We start from the raw sequence: 25,496 nt of genomic DNA on the forward strand, positions 1-25,496 counted from the left end.
TGGTGTTTGAAGGGAGAGAAGCCGGTTTTCTGTGTGAAAACCGGCTTCTCTGTTTTGGTGGGGGATGAGCTGAACGATGCTGGGGCGGGGCTTGCCGTCGCCCGGTTGTTGAACGGAACTGTTTGAAACGGCGCAACTGCCCGGGCGGGGGAAGCCTCGCCCCGACATCCAACGGCACCTCTCTACCCAGGCTCATCCAGAAATATTCGCTTGAAAAAAGCAACTCTCGGGCCCAGGCAAGCATCTCTTGGCCTTCCGAATCAAATACGCGGGACTTATCTATGCTTCGTTTTTTACTAGGGTGTTGGTTGGTATTATGCGCTGGAATGGCTCAGGCGCAGGAAAAGCCGGCTGCCGCCACCTCGGCCACCACGCCCGCGCCTAAGCGGCAGCTGCAGGCAGTGCGCATCAGCACCCCGCCCAAGCTCGACGGGCTGCTCGATGAAGCCGTGTGGCAGTCGGCGCCCATTGCCACGAAGTTTACCGAGCTGGAGCCCACGCCGGGCCGCCTCGAAAAATACCCCACCGAAGTACGCGTGCTCTACGACGACAACGCCATTTACGTGGGCGCCATCATGCACGACATGTCGCAGGATTCCATCCTGCGCGAGCTCAGCAACCGCGACAACATTGGCAATTCGGACTGGTTCGGGGTGTTTTTTGATACGTACAACGACCACCTCAACGGCTACGAGTTCATCGTGACTTCGGGCGGCGTGCAGGTCGATTTGCGGCAGTCGCCGGCCAACGGCGAGGACGACTCCTGGAACGCCGTGTGGGACTCGCGCACCGCCCTGCGCGGCAACAACTGGGTGGCCGAGCTGCGCATTCCTTACTCGGCCATTCGTTTCAGCAAGGCCCCGGAGCAGGTGTGGGGAATGAATTTTGGGCGGCAGCGGCGGGCCAGCCGGCAGAAGTTTTTCTGGAACGAGGTGAAGCCCCAGGTTTCGGGCTTCGTGAACCAGTGGGGCGAGCTGACCGGCCTGCGCGACCTCAAGCCGCCGCTGCGCCTCTCGCTCACGCCCTACGTAAGCGCCTACGTCAACCACTACCCCTTCAACGAGCAGGGCAAGCAGAACATGAGCACCAGCTTCAACGGTGGGGCCGACGTGAAGTGGGGCATCAACGAAAGCTTCACGCTGGACGCCACGCTGGTGCCCGATTTCGGGCAGGTGCAGAGCGACAACCAAGTGCTCAACCTCTCGCCCTTCGAGGTGCAATACAACGAAAACCGGGCGTTTTTCACCGAAGGCACCGAGCTGTTCAACAAGGGCAACCTGTTCTATTCTAGAAGGGTAGGGGCCACGCCCGTCGGATTTGGCGGCGTGAGCGGGCAGCTGCGCCCGAGGCGCCGGGATTCCGACGGCAGCTTGCACAAGGGTGAATTCATTGTGCAAAACCCCGGCGTGACGCGCCTGCTGAACGCCACCAAAGTATCGGGCCGCACCAGCAAGGGCCTGGGCATCGGCGTGTTCAACGCCATCAGCAACGACGTGTACGCCACGGTGCAGGACAGCACCGACGGCGCCCGGCGCGATGTGCTGACCCAGCCGCTGAGCAACTACAACATCGTGGTGCTCGACCAGAGCCTGAAAAACAACTCCTACGTCTCGCTCATCAACACCAACGTGACGCGCGCCGGCGCCACCTACGACGCCAACGTGACCAGCGCCCTCTTCCGCCTCGCCAACAAGAAGAATTCCTACGCCATGAACGGCGGTGTGGTGTATTCCAACCGCCGCGGCAAATTCTTCGGCACTTCTGATGAAGTTTCGGACCGCGACGGCTACAAGTACTACCTGGGCTTCAATAAGATATCGGGTAATTTCACCTGGGGCGCTGACCACGGCATCGAGTCGCACAGCTACAACCCCAACGACCTGGGCCTGCTCTTCGGCAACAACAACATTTCGCAGTCGCTCTATGCCAACTATAATATCTACAAGCCATTCTGGAAGCTGAACAAGCTCCGGAGCTACGCCAGCATTAGCCATTCGCTGCTGCAAAGGCCCACGCTGTACCAGGACATGGGCTTTTACGCCGGCGGCAACACCACCTTCACCAAAAACTTCCTCACCCTCGGGGTCGACTTGTCGGCCATTCCCACCACCCGCGACTACTACGACCCGCGCCGCGCGCCGCTGGGCCGCTACTACGTGCGCAAGCCCGCCGTCACGGGCCTGAGCGGTTTCATCTCCTCCGACTACCGCAAGAAGTTCGCCTACGACATCAGCGGCGGCGTCCGGCTGTTTGCCGCCGATGGCGACCGCACCGGCCGCCGTTCCATAGCCTTCACCCTGAGCCCGCGCTACCGCGCCAGCAACCAGCTCAGCTTCGTGTACGCGCTGAGCATGGAGCGCAACCAGAACCAGATTGGCTACGCCGGCGGCCTCGATGGCAGCCTGCCCTACGATAATGGCTTCCTCACCAGCTTCGGCGGCCGCGAGGGCGACGTGCTGCTGGGCCGCCGCAACGTCACCACGTTCACGAACACGGCCACGGGCACCTTCACCTTCACCAACCGCATGTCGTTCAACATCCGGCTGCGCCACTACGTGAGCAACGTGCACTACCGCGACTTCTCACGCCTGCACCCCGACGGCGTGGAAACGCCCGAGCCCACCTACAGCCGCAACCGCGACAACACCTTCAACGCCTTCAACATCGACGCGGTGTATTCGTGGTGGTTTGCGCCCGGCTCGCAGGTCAGCATCGTCTGGAAAAACGCCAGTGCCTCCTTCTTCGAGGCCAACGCCGCCACCCCGCTCTACTTCGACAACCTGAACAACACCATCAACACGCCGCACAATAACAACGTGTCGGTGAAGGTGCTGTATTACCTCGATTACTTGGCCCTGCGGCCCCGGCGGGGGTAGGAATGTAGCGTGGACTCTGCGAGTCCGCGCCTGAGCGAACGATTCAAACGCGGACTTTCACAGAAAGCATTTAAAACCAGATGTGTTTAAATCATCAATCCAACTTTCTGATTAACAGTTGGTCACCATAATCGGTGGTGTGCGCGATGGTTATCCCGTTTCCAAGGTGAAAAGTCAAATTCCTCTCTTCGTCTTCGGTTAAATCAACTATCGTTTGTCCTTTGAAAATAAGCGCGGCGGGTAAATCCCAATTCTCATTTGTCAACTCAATCAGCGCACCGGCGGCCTTCCATTCAAAAATAGAATCACTGTCAAAAGCCCATTGGCTTTTGTCGCCCAATTCCATGATTGTTGAAAAAAAATAGGCCGGGTGAATCCCCGGCCTATAGTCATAGGGCCCATCCTGCTTGGTGAAGAACAGATTCGTGAGGGTTTTGCCTTTCACCAATCTGCGATATTTTTCAGCATCGGCCATTTCATCGTTTGGGTTATTGATTGCCAGAAGGTGCGAAACGGTATCGCGCGCCTGCTTTACGGACCGACCAGGCGCGGACTCGCAGAGTCCACGCTATAATTACTTTTTGGCCATCATCTGGTCGGCCAGCTTCACGGCTTCATAGAGGTTGGCGATGCCGCCCGACTTGGAGAGCGTGGCGAAATCGACCATTTCCTTGCTGCCGGGCCGCAGCACCTGCGTGTGGTAGGGCGTGGCCGATTGCTCGATAATCTGCTTGAGCTGTAGGGCCGTGAGCTGCGGGAAGTACGACTTGAGCACCGCCGCGATGCCGGCCACCACCGGCGCCGCCATGCTCGTGCCGCTGTAGGTGGCGTAGGTGTTGCCGGGCGTGGAGGAGTAGATGTCGACGCCGGGCGCGAAGACGTCCACCGTCTGCTTGCCGTAGTTGGAGAAGGTGGCGGTGAGGGCCGAGGTGTTGAGGCGGCTGCTGGCGCCCACCGTGATTTCGTTCGGAATAAACTTGCCGTTGAGGTAGCGGGCCGAAGGGAAGTTCTGGTCTTTGTCGGTGTTGAGGCTGCTGTTGCCGGCGGCGTGCACCAGCAGCACGCCCTTCTGGGCGGCATACTGCATGGCGTCGTCCACCACGGCTTTTTCCGGCGAAAAGTCCTTGCCGAAGCTCATGCTGATAATCTGGGCGCCGTTGTCGACGGCGTAGCGGATGGAATTGGCCACGTCCTTGTCGCGCTCGTCGCCGCTGGGTGTGGAGCGTACGCTCATGATGCGCACCATGTCGCCGGCCACGCCGTCGGCCCCCAGCCCGTTGCCGCGCAGGCCCGCAATGATGCCCGCACAGTGCGTGCCGTGGCTGGCATCGGGCCCCTGCGAGTCGGGGTTGCCGTAGCCGGTTTCGGCAAGGTTGTTCAGGTTGTCGCCTACCAATGGGCGCGGGTTGTAAGCCGGGTTGAGGCTTTTCTCCACCCGGTTGCGCGAGCGGGTCACGGCCTGGTCCAACGATTTCAGGGCGTCGTCGGTGCTGGCGAAATGGTTGCGGCGCAAAAAGGCGTACAGCGAACCTGCGCTGGGCACATCGGCCCGCGACGCCGCAGCTTGCCGCAGCAGGGCCGTATCGAGCACGGCTACGTTCAGGGCTTGCTTCATCTTGCCGAAGGAGAACGTGTTGTTGGAATACGCCTCTTTCAGGTACGCCAGCTGCTTGTTTTCCTCGTCCAGGTCTTTCTCAAACGACTTCTTGGCCCGCTGGTACTGGTCAAATTTCACCTGGTCGTCGACCGAGAGTTTTTTGCGTTTGGCTCCCTCAAACTGCGCCCGGTATTGGGCCACGATGCGCGTCTGCTCCAGGGTTTCGACGGCGATGTTCTGCCCGTCTTTGCCGCCCAGAAAATTCCAGCCGCGCACGTCGTCCACGTAGCCGTTCTTATCGTCGTCGACGCCATTGCCGGCCATTTCCTTCGCGTTGCGCCACAAAATCGGCTTCAAGTCAACGTGGGCCGTGTCGATGCCGGAGTCGATAACGGCCACCAGCACCGGCGTGGGCACGCGGCTGCCCAGCAGCTCGCGGTAGGCCTTGTCGGCGCTGATGCCGGGCACGCCGTCGGCCTGCAGGTCGAGGTGCTGCCAGCGGCGCACCTGCTCGGGCGTGGGGGCCGTTTGGGCGCGGCTGCTAAACGAAGCGAAGGTGAGCAAGCCCAGCAGTGCCAGGCGCGAATACGGCAAACGAGCGACAAACGACATAAACAGTGGAAAAACGGAAGGAACGAAGGAAAAACCCAGCCCGGTAGGGACGGGGCAACGAAGCTATTTAAAAACAAGCAAAAGCGCCACGGGCTGCACTCGGGCCGCTCAAACCCCGGGCGGCACCCTAGTCTTTCACCGTGGCATAAAGGGCCAGCGCGGGCCGCAAACCCAGCATGGGCACGTTACTGCTGAAGGTTGGCTTTATCCAGGCGGCCTGGCTGGTGCGCCGCATGTAGAGTTGCATCCCGCCCGCCTTCATGGCGCCCCCGAAGCTGATGCGCTTGGTGAAATCGGCCTCGGGGGCGCCGTCGGGGGCTTTCACCCATTCCAGCGCCAGCAGAAAATCCTGGTCGAGCACCACGCGGTCGGAGCCCAGGTCCACGCTCAGCACCCCGGCCTGGGGCTGGGCCGTCACGAAGACATCGTGGGCCAGCAGCTTTTCGGGGGTGGGCACGCCCTTGGCGTCGAGCCGGTACAGGTTGAGGCGGAACGTGAGCGGGCCGGCCTCGTTCTTCACCACTGCCACGTGCAGGCTTTGCACCAGCGCCGGGCGCCGGTCGAGGTGCACGATGGTACCGATTTCGGTGCCCAGCTCGTTGGAAATCATGTGAAAATTGAGATGGGAGCTGGGCTTGTCGAGCCCCACCGTGTGGGTGCGGCGGTAGGCGCCGGCGGCCGTCACGCTCACCTCATTGAGAGCCACCTCCTCCGGCACGAACTGGATGCTCGGGGCGGCCAGCAGGGATGCAAACGGCAGAAGCTGCGTCCGGAAGCCGACGCTGGAAATCCGCACCGTGTCGGTGGCGTAGGCGGCATTGTAGGTCAGGTGGTAGCGGCCCTGCTCGTCGCTCACGGTGCCCAGGCCCCGGCGGGGCAGGCCGATATTCACAAACGGCACGCCCTGCTGCGTGGCCCCGCTGACGACGGTGCCGCTGAAAGTTTGGGCCAGAACGCGGCCGGGCAGCAGGCCAAGCGCGGCCGATACAAGGGCCGGAAACAAGGAACGAAAAACCAAACCAGGGGGAATCAAGAAAGTGAGTTGATTAGAAACGAAGGTAGCAAAACGGACTAGCCAGTCACGGTCGGTGGGGTAAGAATTGTTGCTTCACCGGCCAAAACAATACCATTCACCGGCCAAAAAGCGCCGCTCGCCGCCCGGGGCCAACGATAGGAGGATGCAGAAAGTAAGACCATAGATTATTCATCTTCAACTATTTATTTCTTCACCCATGTTCAGCTTCTCCTATTCCCACCAGCGGCATGCCCGCCTCCTGGCCGCGGCGGTGGCCCTGAGCACCGCCGGCCTCAGCCTCAGCAGCTGCGGCATTAGCAAGCAGGTGCAGCAAGCCAAAGCCTTTAAGGGCGTCGATGTGCGCCTCGTCAACATCGAGCAGGCCACCGTGGCCGGCATCGACGTGACGCGCGTGCGCCAGGCCAGCGACCTCACCACCATCCAGAAAGCCGCCCTGCTGGCCGGCTACGCCTCCCGCAACCTGCCGTTGCGCATGCGCGTCAACCTCGAATTCCGCAACCCCAACGACGAAACCGCCGCCCTCAACGAGTTCGACTACATCGCCCTCATCGATGGCAAGGAAGTGGCCAAAGGCCGCAGCACCCAGCGCATCGAAGTGCCCGCCAACGGCGGCGTCACCACGGCCCCCATCGACGTGAATAGCAACCTGCGCGACGCCATCGGCGACCAGACCGAAAACAGTCTGGCCGACTTCGTGCTCGGCCTCGCCGACGGCGACCGCCAGCCCGTGCGCCTCACCCTGCGCCTCAAGCCTACGTTCATCACCAACAGCGGCCGGCGCATCTCGCCCGGCGGCTACACCACGGTCGATAAAGAATTTCGCGCCACCGACCTGCTCGACGCTGCCGCCCGCCGCGACACCGTGCGCAGCCGCCGTCCCTAGCCTGGCCCCAGGAGCAACAGAAAGAGCCGGCTCACGCAAATGGGGCGGCTTTTTCGTTGTAGGCACTAGCCGTCATGCAGCGCGCAGCGAAGCATCTCGCGTGCCACCACTAATTCTTACGATTGGGTTGCTACCACAAGCGAGATGCTTCGCTGCGCTCTGCATGACGTGCTTTAGTCGCCAGCAACTAACCGCAAACGAAAAAAGGCAGCCCCACCAATATGGAGCTGCCTTTTACTGAGGAATACGAGTGGGCGAACCTATTCCGCCACCACGGCGTGGGGCGTGGCGCGTCGGCCGCCGTAGGCAGCGGCAGCGGCGCCGAGGCCGAGGCCCAGGGCGGCCAGCAGCGCGGCTTTCGAGAGGCCCTCGGCAGCTTTGTCGCCGGCTTCGCGGGCGGCAGCTTCGGCTTTCACTTTGCCTTCCTCAAACTTGGCGCGGGCCTGTTTGGCGGTGGCAATCCAGTTATCGACAATTTGCTCCGACTCAGCGCGGGTCTTGCCGGTGCGCTGCATCACCACGTTCACGGCGGCGTCGCGGTCGGCGGCGTTGCCGATGTTTTCGGCCTTGCTGGTGAGGCGGTCAATCAGCTCGTCGAAGTTGTCGTCGGCGGCCTGGGGGTCGGCAGCGGTCTGGCGTGCTTCGGCTTTGGCGTCGCGGCCGGCGGCTTTGGCGTCGCGCTCCAGTTTGTCGGGGTTTAGCTCGGCTTTGCCGGTCTGGCGCAGCAGCTTGCGGGCTTCGCGCTTGAGGTCGTTGGTGTCGATGCCGCGCTCTTTAAGCTCGCCTTTGATGGCTTCGCCGGCTTCCGGGGCCACGGCGGCCACGCCCTTGCCGATGCCCGAGAGGGCCCGGCCGGCCACGCCCGTCACGCCGCCAATGATGCGGCCCACGGCCGTGGTGAGCAGGTAAAACGTGAGCAGCGTCACCACGGCCCACGTGAGCAGGCCGTGCAGCAGGCCGTCGGTGCGGCGCGGCATGCCGGCCAGGCGGCTGGCCACCGTGGCCCCGATGTAGATGGACGCCAGCGAGCTAACCAGCCACCAGATGCCGGCCCCGATGCCGATGCCCGACATGGGGTTTTGCTCCTCCAGCGGGTCGATGGTGCCCAGGCCGATGCCGAGGCCCAGCAAACTCAGCGACAGCTGAATGACCAGGGCCAGCACGGCGCCGGCCAGCACCGCGCCCCAGGAAATGCGCTTGATGAAAGGAGCCGGCGCGGCGGGGTAGCCGTGGTCGGTCGTGTTGGAAACAGGTGTCATGGATAGGGTGAAAAGTGAAAGAATTACTGGACTGCGTGGTAGTGCGCCTTGAGGATGAGGCGGCCCCAGAAGTACGCCCCTAAGTGGAGGCCGGCGGTTGAGTAGGCGGGTTTACCAAGTGAGCGGCGGCATAAAGCGGGCGAATGGCGCTTCTCACCAAGCGGAACTTTTGGCCCGGCACAAGCAGAACCCGATGGATTTGGCCCCATACCAAGCCAGAATCTGCTCCCGATGCCAGCGCAACCAACCCACTTGCCGCACGCAGCGGGCGTAGGCAGTGGCTGGTAGCACCGGCGAATGTTCATAACCGGACAAGTGGCCGGTCGTGAACATGTTTTCCAAACCCAAAAACCAGCTATATGTATGGCAATAATCTGTATAATAATAACTTATAAAATTGGCACGGGAATAGAATTGTACCTCCTGACCCTGGGCCGCCGCCGCTCAAAACTGGACACGAGTGGCAAGCTGGCGCCGGCCTTGCCAGGGACAACGCTTCATCATTTCCCAAAACCTTTTTTCTGCAAACCCATGAAAACCACCTTCTGCTCCGCCCACCTCGCCACCCCAGCCGCAAAAGCTGCTCAGGGCGCCCGCTCATTTGTCATCGGCGCGCTGGCGCTGCTCGGCGCCGCCTGGGCCCAGCCCGCCCAAGCCCAAACCCTGGCCACTGAGCCCGTGCAGGTGACCCAGCCCGACGCCGAGAGCCTGCGCGTCCGCATCAGCAACCCCGCTCAGCAAAAGGCCAGCATGCAGGTTATTCAGCTCAGCACCAACCAAACGCTGCTCAACGAAACCTACCGCACGCCCGCCTACGGCACCCTGCTCAAGTTCAACGGGCTGCCTGCGGGCCGCTATGCGGTGCAGTGCCGCGTGGGCGCCAGCCGCTACCGCTACACCGTGGATGTGCAGGCCGCCCAAGCCGGCCGCACCAGCATTGCCGTGCGCGAAACCACCACGCGCCGCGTGGAAAGCGGCCTAGCTACGGCGGCGCTGTAGCAGTTTAGGAAAAAGCACGTCATGCTGAGCGCAGTCGAAGCATCTCTACCGTAATAGTAAATCCTGTTGATTGGATTACTTACGCGGTAGAGATGCTTCGACTGCGCTCAGCATGACGTGCTTTTTTTAAAATGGCTTCCTATTTGCCCGCCGTTAGGTCCAACAACTCCGTGGCCGCTGCGAAGGGCGTAACCCTTCCGGCGGCCACGGCTTGCTGGAGGGCGGGCAGGCGTTGGCGTACGGCGGCATCGGCATAAAAGCGCGTTTCCAGCTCCTGGGCGATGCTTTGATGCAGCCATTGCAGCTGTTGCTGCTGGCGCCGCCGCTGGAAATAGCCGTTTTGTTGGGTGGCCTGGGCGTAGGCTTCGATGGCCTGCCACACCTCGGCCAGGCCCGTGCCGCTCACGGCCGAGGTGAGCAGCACCGGCGGCACCTGCCCCGAGGGCGCGGCCGGAAACAGGTGCAGCGCGCTCTGGTAGTCGACTTTGGCGCGGCGGGCGGCCTGCTCGTTGCCGTGGTCGGCCTTGGTGATGCACAGGGCATCGGCCATTTCCATGATGCCGCGCTTCATGCCCTGCAACTCGTCGCCGGCGCCGGCCAGCAGCAGCAGCAGGAAAAAATCGACCATGCCGTGCACGGTGGTTTCGGACTGGCCCACGCCCACGGTTTCCACAAAAATGACGTCGTGGCCGGCCGCTTCGCACAGTAGCACGGCCTCGCGGGTGGCGCGGGCCACGCCGCCCAGGCTGCTGCCGGCGGGGGAGGGGCGGATGAAAGCCGCTGCGTGCGCCGCCAGCCAGGGCATGCGGGTCTTATCACCCAAAATGCTGCCGCCGCCGCGCTGGCTGCTGGGGTCGACGGCCAGCACAGCCAGTTTTTTGCCTTGGGTTTCGACCAAAAGTCGGCCCAGGGCCTCAATAAACGTGCTTTTGCCCACGCCCGGCACGCCCGTGATGCCCACGCGCAGACTGCGGCCGGTGTGGGGCAGCACGGCCTGCAGCACCTGCTGGGCCAGGGCCTGGTCGGAGGGCAAGGTGCTTTCGACCAGCGTGATGGCGCGGCCCAGCACCGTGCGGGACCCGGCCTGGATGCCGGCAGCGTATTCGGCGACGGAAAGACGTTTGGGAGGCAAAATATTGAAAAGGAGGCGTTAGCTTGCGGCTGCAAAGAACGGGCGTTTCGGCAATCAAGGCCGAAGCCCGGCAGTTGTCGACGCTACCCCGGCGTTGGGCGACTGCGGTTGGGGCCGCTGGCCGCGCGCGGGTTCTTTGCGCACACCCTTCCCCTCCCACCTCCCCATTCGTCCACCTTTTTCACCTGCCTTCGATATGAAAGTACCTTTTCACTATGCGCTGCTGGCCCTCGGGCTGGCGCTTCCGGGCTCGGCATGGGCCCAAAACGAGTTGAGCAACTTCTCGGCCACCGGCCGCGGCGGCGTCATCAACACCTTCGCCACCGACTACCAGGTTATCGGCATCAACCCCGCCAACCTGGGGCGCGGCACCGATTTCAAGGTAGCCTTCACCATCGCCGAAACCGGGGCGGGCATCGGCTCGCAGTCGCTCACCAAAAGCATGTTCAAGCACATTCTCTACGACGGCAGCCAAGCCCTGACGCCCGCCGACCGCACGGCGCTAGTGCAGCAGCTCACCGGCGACAACGTACTGAACCTGAACGTGGACGTGACCACCCTGGGCCTGGCCGTGACCCTGCCCAACGGCCTGGGCGGCATCGCCTTCAGCAACCGCCAGCGCGTGGCCGGCCACTTGGCCCTGAACAAAAACGCCGCCGATGTTATCGTGAACGGCAAGTCGGCGGCCAGCCTGCAGCCCTACTACGCCTACGCCTCGGGCACGGGCACCGTCACGCCCACAGGCCAGACCATTGGGGTGGCGGCTTTCCTGGACGGCACGGCCATTCAGGCGGCCTGGACCAGCGAATTCAACCTGGCCTACGGCGTGCAGGTGCTCGACAACACCGGGTTCAAGCTATCGGCTGGGTTGGGCTACCGCTACATTCAGGGCATCGGCATTGCCGACGTGCGCACGACCGGCGGCACGCTCTACGCCTACAACGCGCTGTCGCCGCTCTTCAAGGTCAACTACGGCACTTTAGCTAATCCCAATGCTACGAATTTCAATTATGAAAATGGCGGCGGGCTGAGCCCCGTGGGGCACGGCAATGGGTTTGATTTCGGGCTGGCGGCCGAAATTGGCAAAATCGTGCGCGTCGGCGCCTCGGTGGCTGACCTGGGCTCGATGACCTGGACGGGCAACGTGCTGCAGGCGCAGGACCAGAAATTGCAGCAGGTGAACAGCTCCGGCCTGAGCACCTACGACGTCATCAACGAAATCAGCAAGCAGTTCAGCAACACCGAGTCGACGCTCTTCACCTACGAAGCGTCCAAGGAGCGCAAGGCTTCGCTGCCAGCCAAGCTGCGCCTGGGCGGCGGCGTCCGCATCAGCCAGTTCTTCGAAGCCGGCCTCGACGTGACCCTGCCCCTCAACAAGGTGGCCGGCAACCTCACTGCGCCCTTCGTGGGCGTGGGCGTCGACTACAAGCCCCTGCACTGGCTTAAGCTGAGCAGCGGCTTCACCGAGGGCGCCGGCTACGGCAAGAGCCTGCCGCTGGGCCTCACCTTCGTGACGCCCATCTGGGAAGCCGGCATCAGCACCCGCGACGTGGTGGGTTTGCTGAGCGAGGAATCGCCGTATTCGTCGGTGGCCTTTGGCGTGCTGCGGTTTAAGATTGGCGGGGAGTCGACGACGAATTAAGAGTTAAAAACAAAAACGCCTGTCATCCTGAGCGGAGCGAAGGACCTTATCACGTCAGAACAAGCTGTTTTAACGTGATAAGGTCCTTCGCTCCGCTCAGGATGACAGGCGTTTTTATTGCCCAAACCAACCCTACGGCACCACCACAAACGCGGGCAACCCCAGCTTGCTGCGGCGGCCGCCCAGCTTCAGGCCCTCGTCTACGTACTTGCAGTCCTTGCCCAGGGCGTTGGGGTTTTCGATGACGCCGAGGTTGGGGTTGTCTTCGCGGGCCACGTAGATGCGGCCGTCGGGCCCGAGCTGCAGGGCGCCGATTTTGCGGTTGGCCGACTTGCCCACCATGACTTTGTCCTTGGTTTTGAGGTCGAACTGCCAGATTTGGGTTTCGCCGCCGCCCACGCCGTTGCAGGTGCCATACACCTTGGAGCCGTCGGGCGAAAATTCCACGCCGTAGGCCTCGGCAAAGGGCCCGAAGCTACGCGGGTTGCTCACCTTGCCGGTGGCGCGGTCAAAATCGTAGATTTCAAACTTGTTGGTTTCGCGCCAGAGGGCGGCGGCGAGGTGCTTGCCGTCGGGCGAAAACTTGAGGGCGCCGATGGCGTTGCGGCCGGGGCCGGCGTTCATGCTGCCCACGTTGCTCATCAGCGGCTTGCCGGCCACGCCCTCGGCCGTCACGAGGTAGCTCACGAAGGCGTTGGAGTTCCAGCGGTGGGCCACCACCCAGGTGTCGCGGCCGTTCTGGTGGCGCACGGCGGCCAGCTTTTCGGCCACGGGCTGGATGAGGAGCAGGTTCACGCGGGGTAAGTCGCCGAAGCCGTCGTCGCGGGTCATGTCCACTATCGAGTAGCGCAGGCCGTTGGGCGTGCCCTGCGGTGCCACCGTGAAGATGTAGAAGATGTTGCCCGAGCCGGGGTCGGGCACGATGAGGGCCGACTGGGTGCTGCTGCCGCTGCCCATCAGCTGGCGGCCGTTGGGCATGGGCTGATGCTTGCGGTTCCACACGGTTTCGCCGTTGGTGTAGAACAGCAATTCGCCCTTGGCGGTGGTGGCCACGGCGCAGCCTTCGTAGGTGCTCATCTTGCCGTCGTTCAGCGGCTTGGGCGTGCCATCGGCGAAGGTCAGGCCGGCCTGCTGGCCGAAGTACCACAGGTCGGTGGGCCGCTGGGCCTGGGCGGTGAGGGTGAAAAACAACGAGGAAAGCGCAAGCAAAAGGCGTTTCATGGGCACGGGGAATCAGGTTGGTTTCGCGGCTAAACGAAAAAACCGTGCCTAATGGTGCCTTGTATCGTGGACTCTGCGAGTCCGCGCTTAGGCGAACGTTCTGGCGATGCGCGGACTCGCAGAGTCCACGCTACAATCAGCTTACCGCGCCACCAACAGCGCTTCCGTCCGCATCACGTCATGATGCTGCTCAAAATACACGAAGCCCGGCATCAAACCCCGCCAGAAGGCTTGGTGTGGGCTGTTGCGGCGCTTGGCCAGCTCGGTTTCGGTGATGGGAAAGGGGAAGAGGTGCACCGGAATGACAGCCTGCCCGGCCGCCCGCGCCGCCACGGCCAGCAGGTACACTTCCTCGATGCCCGCATCGGTGATGGGCAGGCAGCCGATGGAGGCCTCGCCGCCGTGGATGAAGATGTCGCCGCCGGGGTGGGGCTCGCCCAGGGCGCGGTCGGCGGCGTTGGGGTAGTTCAGGCCCAGCGAAAGGTGGTAGTTGCTTTTGGGGTTGAAGCGGTCGATTTCGTAGAAGCCTTCGGGCACCTGGTAGTCGCCGCTCCGGCGCTTGGGCCCCAGCGTGCCCGACGTGGCCGACAGCGGGTAGGTTTTGAGCAGCTGAAATGCGCCGCCGCCCTGGTTGCGGGCCCATAGCTCCAGCTCGGCGCGGCTTTTTATCATCCGGATAAAAACTTCCAGCTTTTTCGGGTCGAGGGCGTGTGCGTGCAGCCGCGTGGCCAGCTCCGCCCCAATGCCCGCCTGCGCCGCCCGCACCCGCGGAAACCGCAGCTGCTCCTGCCAGAAGGCGGCCGGGCTTTTTCCGGTCAGGCTATCGGCCGCAGCCTTGCCGCCGGGCGAGGCACAGCCCTGAGCCAATAGTTGAAACCCAACCAATAGCAACAACCCGCAGCACGACAAACGACGCAGCATAAAACCCGAACGGTGAAAGTGGAGAATGCGCTTACAACGACATTCGACTGTTTCTATTTTGTGGGTTAGCGGGAATTCGCACTTTTTAAAAGGCCTGTGTTCCGACGCTTGAGCAGCCGCGTGTGAGGAAACGGCCGGCCATCGTGCCTATTTTGCGCGTCGTTCACCGCCACCACGCACAAAATGGGTTTTCGGAGCTTTGGGCTGCTTATTCTGGGAGTTTTGCTTGCCGGACTACCGGCCCGGCTGCGGGCGCAGGGCTGGCAGCGCGACCCCGTGCTGAGCCAGGTGCTGGTGAAGCAGCTGGTGCGCGACGCCGCCGGCCTGATGTGGGTGGGCACCGACGAAGGCCTGCTGCGCTACGACGGCTACGAACTGGTGCCCCTGCGCCGGCTGCTGCGCGCCGGCACCCCCGACACCCTGCCGCCCGGCCCCGTGCAGGGCCTGGTAGCCGACGCCACGGGTGTGCTGTGGGTGGGCGGCCCGGCCGGGCTATTTCGCTACGTGCCCGCCACCGCACAACTGGCCCGCGTGGCGCTGCCGGGTGTGCCCGCCGGCCGCGCCGAAGTGTACGAGCTGTGGCAGCACCCGCGCACCCGCCGGCTGTGGGTGAGCTACGCGGCCGGCCGCCTGGCCTGCCTGGGGCCCGATGGCCGGCCCGACCCGGCCGTGCCCACCTGGCGCCTGCCGCGCCCCGTGCGCTGGCTGGCCCCCGAGGCCCGGGGCGCGGGCAGCTGGGTGCTAACGGACGGGGCGCGCCTCTTTCACCTCGCCAATGGCCGGGCTACCGAAACCCCCGGCTGGCCCGGCCGCGTGCTGCTGCCCGTGCCCGACACGCAGCCGCAGCAGTTTGTAAGCACCCACGCCCTGTACGAGCAGGTGGCGCCCGGTGCCCCGCTACGCGAGCGCCGCCGCTGGCAGACGGCCGGCGGCGAGGATGGATTCCAGCCGCTGCAGCTGCCCGACCGCACCTGGGAAATCGTGAACCGGGGCCAGTTGATTACCCTGCACTGGCCGGCCGGGCCGGGGCTGCCCGAGGTCAGCCTCGGCCCTGCCCCCCGCGACGGCAGCTCCAACACGCCGCTCAAATACACCGTGCAGGGCACCCCCGACGGCCTGCGCTGGACGTACTCGCGCGGCCGGCGCGGCTGCTACAAGCTGCGGCCCCTGCCCCCCTTCATCACCCCGCTGGCCGGCCCGGGGGGCGAAACCTACAGCACGCGCGGCCTGACCCGCCTGCCCGACGGCCGTTTGCTGGTGGGCGGATACGGCCCGGCATTGGTGCAGGCCGCTGGCCGCCACACAGCCCCGCTGCAGCCCTTGCGGCTGGGCCAGAACCGGTTGCCTCGCATTCTGTACGGCCTCCTCACCGTGGGGAAACGCGTATTTTATGCCGAAGAAAACCACGGCTTTGGCGAGCTGAGCCCGCGCACGGGCGAGCTGCTTGCTTATAGCTTCAGGCCGGGCAGCCCACCCAACGCCGTGGCCCAAACGCTGCTGCACGACGCGCAGGGCCGGGTGTGGGGCGGGGCCAAGCCGGGCCTGTTTTTGCTCGATACCGCCCGGCACCTCGCCCAGCCCTACGCCACGAGCGCGGCGGCGGCCATGCTGATGCGTCTCGATATTCGCGGCCTGACCCAGGACCCGCGCGGCCAGTTGTGGCTGGCCACCAACAAAGGGCTGTACTGCCTGCGGCCCGGGAGCGGGCAGCTGGTGCCCTACGGCCCGGCGCAGGCTGGCCGGCAGCATCTGCCCACGGCCGATGTGCTGTGCGCCCACGCCACGCCGACGGGCCAGGTGTGGCTGGGCACCCGCGACCAGGGCCTGCTGCTGCTCGACCCCGGCCGGGGCATTGTGCAGCGCTACACGGTGGGCACCGGTTTGCTGAGCGCCACGGTGGTGTCGGTGTTGCCGGGCCGGGCCGATGAGGTATGGGCCGGCACCTACGCCGGCCTGGTGCGCGTGCAGCCCGCCCGCCGCCGCGCCAGCGTGTATGGCGAAGCCGACGGCCTGCGCAACGCCGAGCTGAACCGCCAGGCCGCCTGGCGCGACGCCGACGGCACCCTCTACTTCGGCGGCGTGGGCGGCCTGCACCGGGTAGTGCCCGCCCGCGCCCCGGCCGACGTGCCCGCGCCCCGGCTGCTGCTCACCGGCACCACCCACTACCAGAATGCCGGCCCCCGGGGGCGTACCAGCTACGCGCCGGCGGCTCCGGCCAGCGCCCCGTTGCGCCTGCCGCCCGATACCCAGTTTGCCGCCTGGCACCTGGCCCTGAGCGACTACCTCACGCCGGAAGGTGCCCGGTTCCAGTACTGGCTGCTGGATAAGAACGGCCGGGTGCAGTGGCACGCCTTCACCCCGCGCACCCTGCTGCTGCCCGTGCCGCAGCCGGGGCGCTACACCCTCCTGGTGCGGGGCGAAACGGCCAAAGGGCTATTCGCGGCCAATGCGTTGCGCCTGCCGCTGGAGGTGCAGGCCCTGTGGTGGCAGCGCCCGGTGGTATGGGTGCTGGCCTTTGGCCTGGCGGCCGCTTCGGCCTACTGGCTGCACCGCCGCCGCCTGGCCCGCGCCCTGCGCGAAGCCCGGCTGCGCACCAGCATCGCCGCCGATTTGCACGACGAGGTGGGCACGCTGCTTACCCGCGTGAGTGTGCAGGCCGAGCTGCTGCGGGGCCTGCCGGCCGACCTGCAGGACGCCGCCCTCGACCGCCTGCTGCGCAACAGCCGCGCCGCCGCCAGCACCATGCGCGACGTGGTGTGGGGCATCGATGCCCGCGCCGATTCGGCCGGCTCGCTCTTCGACCGCATGCGCGAGTACCTCGACCAGACGGCCGCCGCCGCCGGCTGGCAAACCGAGCTCAGCACCACCGACTGGCCCGATACGACGCCGCTGCCACCGGCCGTGCGCCAGTCGGTGTACCGCATTTTCAAGGAAGCCGTGACCAATGCCGTGCGCCACGCCCAGGGCGCCACCCTGCTGCGCGTGCAGATGAGCCGCCGGGCCAACCAGCTGGTGCTCAGTATTACCGATGACGGCGGGCCGCAGCCGGCCCGGCTTACCCGCACGGGCATGGGCCTGCTCAACATGGCACAGCGGGCGGCCGGGCTGGGCGGCCATCTGCGGGCGGAGGCGCGGGCCGGGGGCGGCTTTGAAGTGCGGCTGGAAGTGCCGTTGCCGGCATAGGTGGCTGGATGAATTGGAAGGAATAATCCAGCGCGTCATGCTGAGCGCAGTCGAAGCATCTCTACCGCAATAGTAAACCTAATCGATTGGATTAGTTACCCGGCAGAGATGCTTCGACTGCGCTCAGCATGACCGTTCTAATGATTTATCCGCTTATCCGTGCCAAACTACAGCTGCCCCTTGGCGTGGCGGCTCAACAGCTCGGCGCGGCTGCTGACCTGCAGCTTGCGGTAGATGTTTTTGACGTGGGTGCGCACCGTATCGGGCGAGAGGCCGAGGCGGGTGGCTACCTGCTTGTCGCCGAGGCCGTCGACCATGCCTTCGAGCACCTGCTGCTCGCGCTCTGAGAGCAAGCCGGCCTGGGCGGTGGGGGTGGGCTTGAAGTGGGCCAGCACCTGCCGGGCCACGGCGCGGCTCATGGGCGCGCCGCCGCGGGCCACTTCCAGCACGGCGGCTTTGAGGTCGGCCAGGGGCTGGTTTTTGAGCACGTAGCCCGAGGCACCCCGGCACAGAGCCTGGTAGATGCGGTCGGGGTCGTCGAAGACGGTGTGCATCACTACCTCCGTGTCGGGCAGCAGCTGTTTGAGGCGGGGCAACGCGTCGAGGCCGCTGCGGCCGGGCAGGCCCACGTCGAGCAGCACCACCTGCGGGGCTTGCAGCAGGTCGGGCAGCTGGTCGAAAAACGACTCGGCCGAGCCGGCCAGTAGCACGCAGCTTAGCTCGGGCTGGCGGCAGAGGTAGTCCGAATACAGCTGGCGCAGCTCAGGGTCGTCTTCGACCAAGGCCAGACGCAGGGGAGCAGTGGTGGAAAAAGGGGCAGACATAGGGCAAAGGTCCGGGCTTACAAGCTCCGAAAAAAACGCTCTGCCTACCGCATTTGAGTGATGCCGGCGGCTTGCCTGCCCGGCGGCCCGGCCCGGACCTTTGCCTTATCCATTAAGCCGGTCTAAGTCAATTCGGCCCTTTTTGCTTTCTTCGATGGCTCATTTCTCTACTTTTCTGGCGGGCGCGGCGCTGCTGGCCCTGCCTTTTTTTGCCCCGGCGCAGGGCGTGCTCATTGGACCGGCGGGTGGGGGCACGGCGGCGGCCGGCGCGGCCCTGGAGGTGCGCTCCGACACCAAGGGCTTTCTGCCGCCGCGCCTCACCTACGCCAACCGCGTGGGCATGACCAACGCCGTGGCCGGCATGCTGGTGTACCAGTCCGACTCGCCCGGCGGGCAGCCGGGTGCGGGCTATTACTACTACACCGGCGGGGGCTGGCTGCCGCTCCAGACCCAGGGCGACAACCTGGGCAACGGCGTGGCCGGCACCAACGTCAACCTCAACGGCAATAAGCTGGTGGGCTCGGCCGGCAGCGTGGGGCTGCGCATCGACGACCTGGGCAGCAGCCGGGGGGCCGACGACAACGCCGTGCTCGACTTTATCATCGGCGAGAAAGGCGTGGTGCTGCCGCGCTTCAATTACCAGACCCGCGAAGCCCTGGGCCCAACCCCGCCCCAGGGCCTGGTGTTTTTCAACACCGACACCAACCACCTGAACGTGTTCGACGGCACGAGCTGGCAGGAGGTGAGCACCACCGCCAGCTCGGCCACCGAATATACCTACACGGCCCCGGGCGTGCATACCTACTTCGTGCCCGACGGTGTGACCTCCCTGCACCTGGAAGTGGCGGGCGCTTCGGGCAGCAGACTGCTGGGCCAGGCCCTGCCCGGGGGGGGCGGGACGGTATCGGCCGATATCGACGTGCAGCCCGGCGACATCCTTTATCTGCTGGTGGGCGGCACCGACGGCAGCAACGGCGACCCCGCCGGCAGCGGCGGCCTGAGCCTGTCCAACACCCAGCCGCCGGCCCGCAACCCCTACGGCGAGAACGGCGGCGGCGCCAGCGAGGTGCGCTACGTCACCCGGCCGCCCGCGCCGGGAACCTTGCCCGCGCGCAACACCACGCAGCTGGTGGCCGGCGGCGGCGGGGGCGGCGCGTCGTACCTGACGCCTTCGGGAAACACGCGCTACACCGACGGCGGGGCCGGCGGCTTTCGGAATACCGGCCCTCAGACAAACCAAGCCCTGGACGGGGGCAGCACCTCCAACAACACCGCCTACGGCGGACGCGGGGCCACCAGTACGGCCGGAGGGCGCCGGGGCTCGGGCTCGGGCGGCACCGATGGCGCGGCCAACCTGGGCGGCAGCATCACGCTAAGCCAGAGTCAGGTGCGGCAGGGCTTTGGGCCGGGCGGCGGCGGCGGCGGCTACTTTGGCGGCGGCTCGGGCACCTCCGGCACGGGGCCCAATGCCGGCGTGGGCGGCGGCGGCGGCGGGGCTTCATTTGCGCTCGGCAACGGGCGCATCACCAACGTGGTGCACCAGCAGGGCGTGAATTTTGGCAATGGCTACATCAAGCTCACGGTCAATCCGTAGTCGGCGCCGGGTTGCCACTACCCCTTCCTTTCTGACGATGAAACACGTTTTCTCTCTTGGATGGCTCTTGGCCGTGGCGGCCCTGCCCGCCGCCCGGGCCCAGGATTTGGTGAATAACGGCGCCACCATCAGCCTGTCGGGCGGCGCGGCGCTGTCGGTGAGTGGCGCGCTGCAAAACGCCAGCGGCACCCTGGACCTGAGCAGCGGCCCCAACGAGGTGTACGTGGGCGGCAACCTGCTGAACGCCAGCGGGGCCACCCTCACGCCCGGCACCGCCAGCACCGTCACCCTCAACGGCCCGGCCGCCCAGCAGCTCAGCCTGAACGGGGCCCAGCTGCGCAACCTGACTGTGAGTAACCCCGGCGGTACCGTCAGCCTGCCCGCCAACAGCAACGCAGACATTGCCGGCACGCTGACGCTGAGCGGCGGCATGGTGACGACGGACCCATCCTCCACCCTGCGCCTGCTCGATGGGGCTACGCTCGTGGGCGAGCAGAGCGGCCGGTACGTGAAGGGCAATCTGGCGGCGGTGAGGAATAGTGTGCCCGCCGGCATGGCCACCGTTTTCCCCAACAGCTTCACCATCACGCCCACTACCGCCACCACTTCCCTGACCGTGACCCGCCGGGCGGGCCTCACCCTGAGCCAGGTCAGCTACGGCACCAGTGCCAGCGGCAACCGGGGCATCGACCGTATCTGGAGCACGTCGGCCCCCGTCAAAGGCACCGTGCAGCTAAGCTGGCTAATTGACAATGACCTTGGCCTCAGCAATTTCGCCCAAAGCCAGGTGTGGGGCCGGGCCGCCGCCCCGGTGGCAGGCTCCGGATGGGCGCGCATCAGCCCCGCTCAAAACGCGGCCGGCACCCGCACGGCCACGGGCACGGCCCCGGCCAGCGGCCTCTCGTTTTTCACCGTGAGCACCGCCGACTCGCCGCTGCCCGTCACGCTGGTCGATTTTGGGGCCCGGCGTGAGGGCTCGCTGGTCCGCCTGAGCTGGCGCACCGCCCAGGAGCTGAACAACGACTACTTTGTGGTGGAGGTGAGCCCCGACGGCTGGGCTTTCCGCCCGGTGGGCAGCCCGGTGCCCGGCCAGGGCACCACCAATACCCCCACGGATTACGCCTTCACCGACCCCAACCTGCTCACCTACGCCACCGCCCTGGTGTACTACCGCCTGCGGCAAGTGGATACGGATGGCACGGCCAGCTACTCGCCGGTGCGCACCATTGCCCTGACGGCGGCCGCTACCGGCCTGGCCCTGTACCCCAACCCGGCCAGCACCGGGGCCACGCTCACGGGCACGCGGCCCGGCACGGTGGTGCAGATGTACGACGCGCTGGGACGCGCCGTGACGGCGGCCACCGCCGATGCCACGGGCACCGCGACACTGGCCCTACCCTTCGGCCTGGCCACGGGCGTGTACGTGGTGCGCGCCGGCGATAAGGCGCTGCGCCTGACGGTGGAGTAGTGCGCCGCCCAAGCCGCCGCCGACCACGCTGACCTGTAAACCCTGAAGGAGCAGCTGGCCCGTCTGCTGGTCGAGGCTCCAGCCGGGGCGCCGGTGCGCAAGTAGCCGGCTAGCCGGCCCGTCGGCTTGGCCGAAGTCTCCCGTTGTCCTTTTGCTTGTTGCGTATGCTTTGCAAGACACGACTCGACGCTGTTAGTTCGGGGAGATTTCGCGGGCGGCGCGGCCCCGCCAGATTTGGGGAGGCGTCAAGCAAGGGTAGCCGCGTTACCTTCGCAGCCGTTGCGGCGGCCGGGGTGCCGTTGCTGCTTCGCTCATGATTTTATCCTCAATAAACCGCCGCCTCGCCTCGTTGCTGCCGCTCCTGGCGTTGCTCAGCTGCACCGGCAACTCCGCCCGGAAAGCTGCGACCGAGGCGCCCGGCGTGCTGCCCGGTCCCATTGCCGGCACCACCCAAACCCGCCTGCCCAACGGCTGGAAGCTGAGCCCCGCCGGCACCGCCACCCCGCTCGGCGATTTGCCCTTGAACCTGCAAATCAGCCCCGACGGCCGCCTGGCCGCCGTGGTGAATGCCGGCTGGGGCAAAAACTCGGTTCAGCTGCTGGAGGTGGCCACCGGCAAGCTGCTCGACACCAAAGAGGTGCCGGCCGCCTGGGCCGGGCTGGCCTTCGCGCCCGACGGCCGCACGCTCTACGCCTCCGGCGGGCAGCACAACCGCATTCACACTTTCCGGGTCGAAGGTCAAAAACTGCTGGCCGACAGCGCCCTGGTGCTGGGCCAGAAGTGGCCGAAGCAGAAAATCGGCGTGACCGGCCTGGCCGTGGATGGCCGTCGCCAGCAGCTCTACGCCGTCACGCGCGAAGACAACTCGCTCTACACCTTCGACCTGAAAACGCGCCGGATTCTGCGCACCCTCAGGCTGCCGGCCGAAGCCTACGCCGTCCTGCTCAGCCCCGATGGCGCGCGGCTTTACATCAGCCTCTGGGGCGGGCACGCGGTGGCGGTGTATGATGTGGAAACGGAACAACTGATGCCCAGCATTCCCGTCGAAAGCCACCCCAACGACCTGGCCCTGACCCGCGACGGCCGCCGCCTGTTCGTGGCCAACGCCAACAGCAACTCGGTGTCCGTCATCGACACCCGCGCCGGCCGCGTAACCGAAACCCTGAACACGGCCCTTTTCCCCGCCTCGCCCGCCGGCAGCACGCCCGACGGCGTGGCCCTGAGCGCCGACGACTCCCAGCTGTTCATTGCCAACGCTGATAATAACTGCGTGGCCGTGTTCGACGTGCGCGACGCGGCCGCCAGCCGGCCGCTGGGCTTCGTGCCCACCGGCTGGTACCCCACGGCGGTGCGCGTGGCCGGCGCCCAGCTGCTGGTACTGAGCGGCAAAGGCAGCACCTCGCGCCCCAATCCCAACGGGCCCAACCCCGTGCGCGACGAGGGCGAGAAGGGGGACGGCTACATTGGCGGGCTGCTGCACGGCGCGCTCTCGCGCCTGCCCGTGCCCGATGAAATGGCCCTGGCCGCGTATTCGACGCAGGTTTATGCCAACACGCCGTTCAATAAAAACCGCGAGGCGGCGCCCGACGTGCCGGCCGGCAACCCCGTGCCGCAGCGCGTGGGGGAGTCGTCGCCCATCAAGCACGTCTTCTACATCATCAAGGAAAACCGTACTTACGACCAGGTGTTGGGTGATTTGCCGGCCGGCAATGGCGACGTCAGCCTCTGCCTGTTTCCCGAAAAGGTGACGCCCAACCACCACGCCCTCACCCGGGAGTTTGTGCTGCTCGATAATTTTTACGTGGACGCCGAGGTGAGCGCCGACGGCCACAACTGGAGCACGGCCGCCTATGCCACCGATTTTGTGGAGAAAACCTGGCCCAGCAACTACAGCGGCCGCGGCGGCGACTACGACTTCGAGGGCAGCAAGGGCGAGGTGGCCGAGCCCCAGGACGGTTTCCTGTGGGACTATTGTCTGCGCGCCGGCCGCACGTTCCGCTCCTACGGCGAGTTCGTGTTTCAGGGCAAGCCCACCAAGCCGGCCATCGCGGCCAACTACTGCAAGGAGTACGCGGGCTTCAACCTGAAAGTGAAGGACGTGGACCGCGAAAAGGTGTGGGAAAAGGACTTCGACCGGCTCGTGGCCGCCGGCCAGCTGCCCAACCTCAGCATCATCCGCCTGCCCAACGACCACACCTACGGCGCCCGCAAGGGCGAGCTCAGCCCGCTGAGCTACGCCGCCGACAACGACCTGGCCCTGGGCCGCCTCATCGAACACCTCTCGAACAGCCCCGTCTGGAAAGAATCGGTGGTGATGATAGTGGAGGACGACGCCCAGAACGGCCCTGACCATATCGACGCGCACCGCTCCACGGCCTACCTCATCGGGCCCTACATCCGGCGCAATGCCGTGGTACACACCGCCTACACAACGTCGGGCATGCTGCGCACGCTGGAGCTTATCCTCGGCCTGCCGCCCATGAGCCAGTACGACGCCGCCGCCCTGCCGCTCTGGGCCTGCTTCACGCCGAAGCCCAATTTCCGTCCCTACACCCTGCGCCCCGCCACCACCCCGCAGGACGTGCGCAACACCGCCTTCAACGCCCCCGCCCGCCGCTCCCTGAAATTCGACATGAGCCGCGAAGACGCCGCCCCCGATTTGGCCTTTAATGAGAACATCTGGCAGGCTATTCGGGGCGAAAAGAGCCAGATGCCGGCCCCGCGCCGCGCCGCTTTCCTGCGCGAGGCGAAGGCCAAGCACGAGGAGGAGGGCGATGACGACTGAAAGAAAAGCACGTCATGCCGAGCGCAGCCGAGGCATCTCGCTTGGGCAGTAACCCAAACGACAAGATTTACTGTTGCACGCGAGATGCCTCGGCTGCGCTCGGCATGACGTTCAAAAAACACGCAGCTTCAAATTCACTCCGCCTTCTCATGCAGCTCAAGTCCCTTTTCACCTTCCTCACGGCCCTTACCAAGCACAACGACCGCGCCTGGTTTCAGGAGCGCAAAGCCACCTACGACCAGCTGCGCAAGCAATTCGAGGAAGATGCCGAATACTGGTACCAGGAGCTGCAAAAGCTGGACCCCGCGCTGGCCGGGCCGCTGGGCCGCAAAAGCATCTTCCGCATCTACCGCGACGTGCGCTTCAGCAACAACAAAGACCCGTATAAGCTGCACTTCTCGGCCTACTTCACCGCCAGCGGCAAGGACATCGAAACGCCCGGCTACTACGTGCAGATTGGGCCGAACGGCAACACGCTCATCGGCGGCGGCTGGTACATGCCCGACAAAAACCAGCTGGCCGCCATTCGCCAGGAAATCGACTACAACGCCGACGAGCTGAAAGCCATTCTGGCGGCGCCCGATTTCCAGCGCTACTTCGGCGGCATGGGCGGCGACAAGCTCAAAAAGTCGCCCGCCTCCTACGATGTATCGCATCCCGAGATTGAGCTGCTCAAGCACAAAAGCTTCGTCGCCAGCCACCAGCTGAGCGACGCCGAGGTGTTAAGCCACGCCGATTTCCGGGCGCATGTGCCGAAAGTATTTGCGGCCATGGTGCCATTTTGCCAGTGGCTGCGCGGCGCGGTAGAAATGTAGCGTGGACTCTGCGAGTCCGCGCATGTCCGCGCATGGCTGGTCCGTTCGTTCAATGCGCGGACTCGCAGAGTCCATGCTACGGTGCTACCACTTCAGCACTTCCTCCTCGTGGCCGGCGCGGAAAAGGGCACTCTGCTTCTTGCCATTGGCTTCGATGTTGACGATGTTCATCTCATCACCAAATACATCAAGCATCATGGCTTGGCGCAGCTGCACGCCGGCCAGCGGGCCCGGCAGCGGTACTTTGCAGTAGAGCCAGTAGCCGTCGTTTTCGGCCTGCAGGCCCAGCACCTGCACTTGCAGCGGCGCGCCCGTGGGGGTACGCACTTGCAGGGTGCGCTGCACGTAAGCCGTGGTAAGGGCCAGCGGGCGCGGGCCGGCATCGGTCAGGTTCACCGGGGCCGCCTGGCCCTGCGAGAGGGCCTTCTCGAAATCATCGGTAAACACCTTCACCGACAGCTCCAACTGCTTCTTGGCCGCGTTGTAGCGCAGCTCCGTGAGGGTGCTGTGATAGGCGTGCAGGGCCGGGGCCGCGCCGGCCAAGGGCAATAGCGACGCGAGTGCAACGAAAGCGGCAGGCAGGCGCATGAAAGCGGATGGGGTAAAGGTGAAAAAGGAAAGAACGTCATGCAGAGCGGAGCGAAGCATC

18 protein-coding genes are annotated in these 25,496 nt (G+C 65.2%); 9 read left to right on the plus strand and 9 right to left on the minus strand.

The window, feature by feature from the left end; genetic code table 11:
* Positions 1-326 precede the first annotated feature (326 nt).
* Positions 327-2,876, plus strand: a complete 2,550-nt coding sequence (locus tag Q5H92_RS11360) for a DUF5916 domain-containing protein (RefSeq protein WP_305011644.1) — start codon at positions 327-329, stop codon at positions 2,874-2,876.
* Between the two features lie 94 nt (positions 2,877-2,970).
* Here Q5H92_RS11360 and Q5H92_RS11365 read toward each other — a convergent pair whose 3' ends face one another.
* The 3 genes from Q5H92_RS11365 to Q5H92_RS11375 all read right to left on the minus strand — a co-directional run bounded on the left by Q5H92_RS11365 (position 2,971) and on the right by Q5H92_RS11375 (position 6,103).
* On the minus strand, positions 2,971-3,351 hold the full coding sequence (locus tag Q5H92_RS11365; protein WP_305011645.1) for a hypothetical protein: 381 nt from the start codon (positions 3,349-3,351) through the stop codon (positions 2,971-2,973).
* A gap of 99 nt (positions 3,352-3,450) precedes the next feature.
* Positions 3,451-5,085 carry a S8 family peptidase gene (locus tag Q5H92_RS11370; RefSeq protein ID WP_305011646.1) on the minus strand — a complete coding sequence of 545 codons (1,635 nt, stop codon included), beginning with the start codon at positions 5,083-5,085 and terminating at the stop codon, positions 3,451-3,453.
* 127 nt (positions 5,086-5,212) lie between these two features.
* Positions 5,213-6,103, minus strand: a complete 891-nt coding sequence (locus Q5H92_RS11375) for a carboxypeptidase-like regulatory domain-containing protein (RefSeq protein WP_305011647.1) — start codon at positions 6,101-6,103, stop codon at positions 5,213-5,215.
* A 214-nt stretch (positions 6,104-6,317) separates the two neighbouring features.
* Between Q5H92_RS11375 and Q5H92_RS11380 the strand changes: the two genes are divergently transcribed.
* Entirely contained in the window at positions 6,318-7,004 is a 687-nt protein-coding gene (locus Q5H92_RS11380; RefSeq protein WP_305011648.1) for an LEA type 2 family protein, read from the plus strand.
* Positions 7,005-7,264: 260 nt separating this feature from the next.
* Here Q5H92_RS11380 and Q5H92_RS11385 read toward each other — a convergent pair whose 3' ends face one another.
* Positions 7,265-8,263 (minus strand): hypothetical protein, encoded by a 999-nt coding sequence (locus Q5H92_RS11385; protein WP_305011649.1) that lies wholly within the window; start codon positions 8,261-8,263, stop codon positions 7,265-7,267.
* Between the two features lie 531 nt (positions 8,264-8,794).
* Here Q5H92_RS11385 and Q5H92_RS11390 point away from each other — a divergent pair.
* Positions 8,795-9,262 carry a hypothetical protein gene (locus tag Q5H92_RS11390; protein WP_305011650.1) on the plus strand — a complete coding sequence of 156 codons (468 nt, stop codon included), beginning with the start codon at positions 8,795-8,797 and terminating at the stop codon, positions 9,260-9,262.
* Between the two features lie 139 nt (positions 9,263-9,401).
* On the opposite strand, the gene meaB is transcribed toward Q5H92_RS11390, so the two are convergent.
* A complete protein-coding gene (meaB, locus tag Q5H92_RS11395; protein ID WP_305011651.1) occupies positions 9,402-10,394 on the minus strand; it encodes a methylmalonyl Co-A mutase-associated GTPase MeaB in 993 nt (330 codons plus the stop codon).
* Between the two features lie 196 nt (positions 10,395-10,590).
* Here meaB and Q5H92_RS11400 point away from each other — a divergent pair, with 196 nt between their 5' ends.
* Positions 10,591-12,036, plus strand: coding sequence for a DUF5723 family protein (locus tag Q5H92_RS11400; RefSeq protein ID WP_305011652.1), 1,446 nt, complete (start codon positions 10,591-10,593; stop codon positions 12,034-12,036).
* Positions 12,037-12,168: 132 nt separating this feature from the next.
* Here Q5H92_RS11400 and Q5H92_RS11405 read toward each other — a convergent pair whose 3' ends face one another.
* Together Q5H92_RS11405 and Q5H92_RS11410 are read right to left on the minus strand one after the other, a co-directional pair.
* Entirely contained in the window at positions 12,169-13,257 is a 1,089-nt protein-coding gene (locus Q5H92_RS11405; protein WP_305011653.1) for a WD40 repeat domain-containing protein, read from the minus strand.
* Between the two features lie 141 nt (positions 13,258-13,398).
* Positions 13,399-14,178 (minus strand): L,D-transpeptidase family protein, encoded by a 780-nt coding sequence (locus Q5H92_RS11410; protein WP_305011654.1) that lies wholly within the window; start codon positions 14,176-14,178, stop codon positions 13,399-13,401.
* A gap of 222 nt (positions 14,179-14,400) precedes the next feature.
* Between Q5H92_RS11410 and Q5H92_RS11415 the strand changes: the two genes are divergently transcribed.
* The gene (locus tag Q5H92_RS11415; RefSeq protein ID WP_305011655.1) at positions 14,401-17,361 is read left to right on the plus strand and encodes a sensor histidine kinase; all 2,961 of its coding nucleotides are present in this window, start codon (positions 14,401-14,403) and stop codon (positions 17,359-17,361) included.
* Between the two features lie 167 nt (positions 17,362-17,528).
* Here the strand turns inward: Q5H92_RS11415 and Q5H92_RS11420 are convergent, their stop codons facing one another.
* Complete coding sequence (locus Q5H92_RS11420) at positions 17,529-18,185, minus strand: LuxR C-terminal-related transcriptional regulator (RefSeq protein ID WP_305011656.1); 657 nt, start codon at positions 18,183-18,185, stop codon at positions 17,529-17,531.
* A 154-nt stretch (positions 18,186-18,339) separates the two neighbouring features.
* Between Q5H92_RS11420 and Q5H92_RS11425 the strand changes: the two genes are divergently transcribed.
* The 4 genes from Q5H92_RS11425 (at position 18,340) to Q5H92_RS11440 (ending at position 24,847) form a co-directional block, all read left to right on the plus strand.
* The gene (locus Q5H92_RS11425) at positions 18,340-19,779 is read left to right on the plus strand and encodes a phage tail-like protein (RefSeq protein ID WP_305011657.1); all 1,440 of its coding nucleotides are present in this window, start codon (positions 18,340-18,342) and stop codon (positions 19,777-19,779) included.
* A 37-nt stretch (positions 19,780-19,816) separates the two neighbouring features.
* Positions 19,817-21,247, plus strand: coding sequence for a T9SS type A sorting domain-containing protein (locus Q5H92_RS11430; RefSeq protein WP_305011658.1), 1,431 nt, complete (start codon positions 19,817-19,819; stop codon positions 21,245-21,247).
* Positions 21,248-21,560: 313 nt separating this feature from the next.
* Positions 21,561-24,032, plus strand: coding sequence for an alkaline phosphatase family protein (locus Q5H92_RS11435; protein WP_305011659.1), 2,472 nt, complete (start codon positions 21,561-21,563; stop codon positions 24,030-24,032).
* 149 nt (positions 24,033-24,181) lie between these two features.
* Complete coding sequence (locus Q5H92_RS11440; RefSeq protein ID WP_305011660.1) at positions 24,182-24,847, plus strand: DUF2461 domain-containing protein; 666 nt, start codon at positions 24,182-24,184, stop codon at positions 24,845-24,847.
* An 84-nt stretch (positions 24,848-24,931) separates the two neighbouring features.
* Here Q5H92_RS11440 and Q5H92_RS11445 read toward each other — a convergent pair whose 3' ends face one another.
* Entirely contained in the window at positions 24,932-25,435 is a 504-nt protein-coding gene (locus Q5H92_RS11445) for a DUF6702 family protein (RefSeq protein ID WP_305011661.1), read from the minus strand.
* Positions 25,436-25,496: the final 61 nt, after the last annotated feature.

Origin of the sequence: Hymenobacter mellowenesis (assembly GCF_030581005.1) — a bacterium.
GTDB classification, from domain to species: Bacteria; Bacteroidota; Bacteroidia; order Cytophagales; family Hymenobacteraceae; genus Hymenobacter; species Hymenobacter mellowenesis.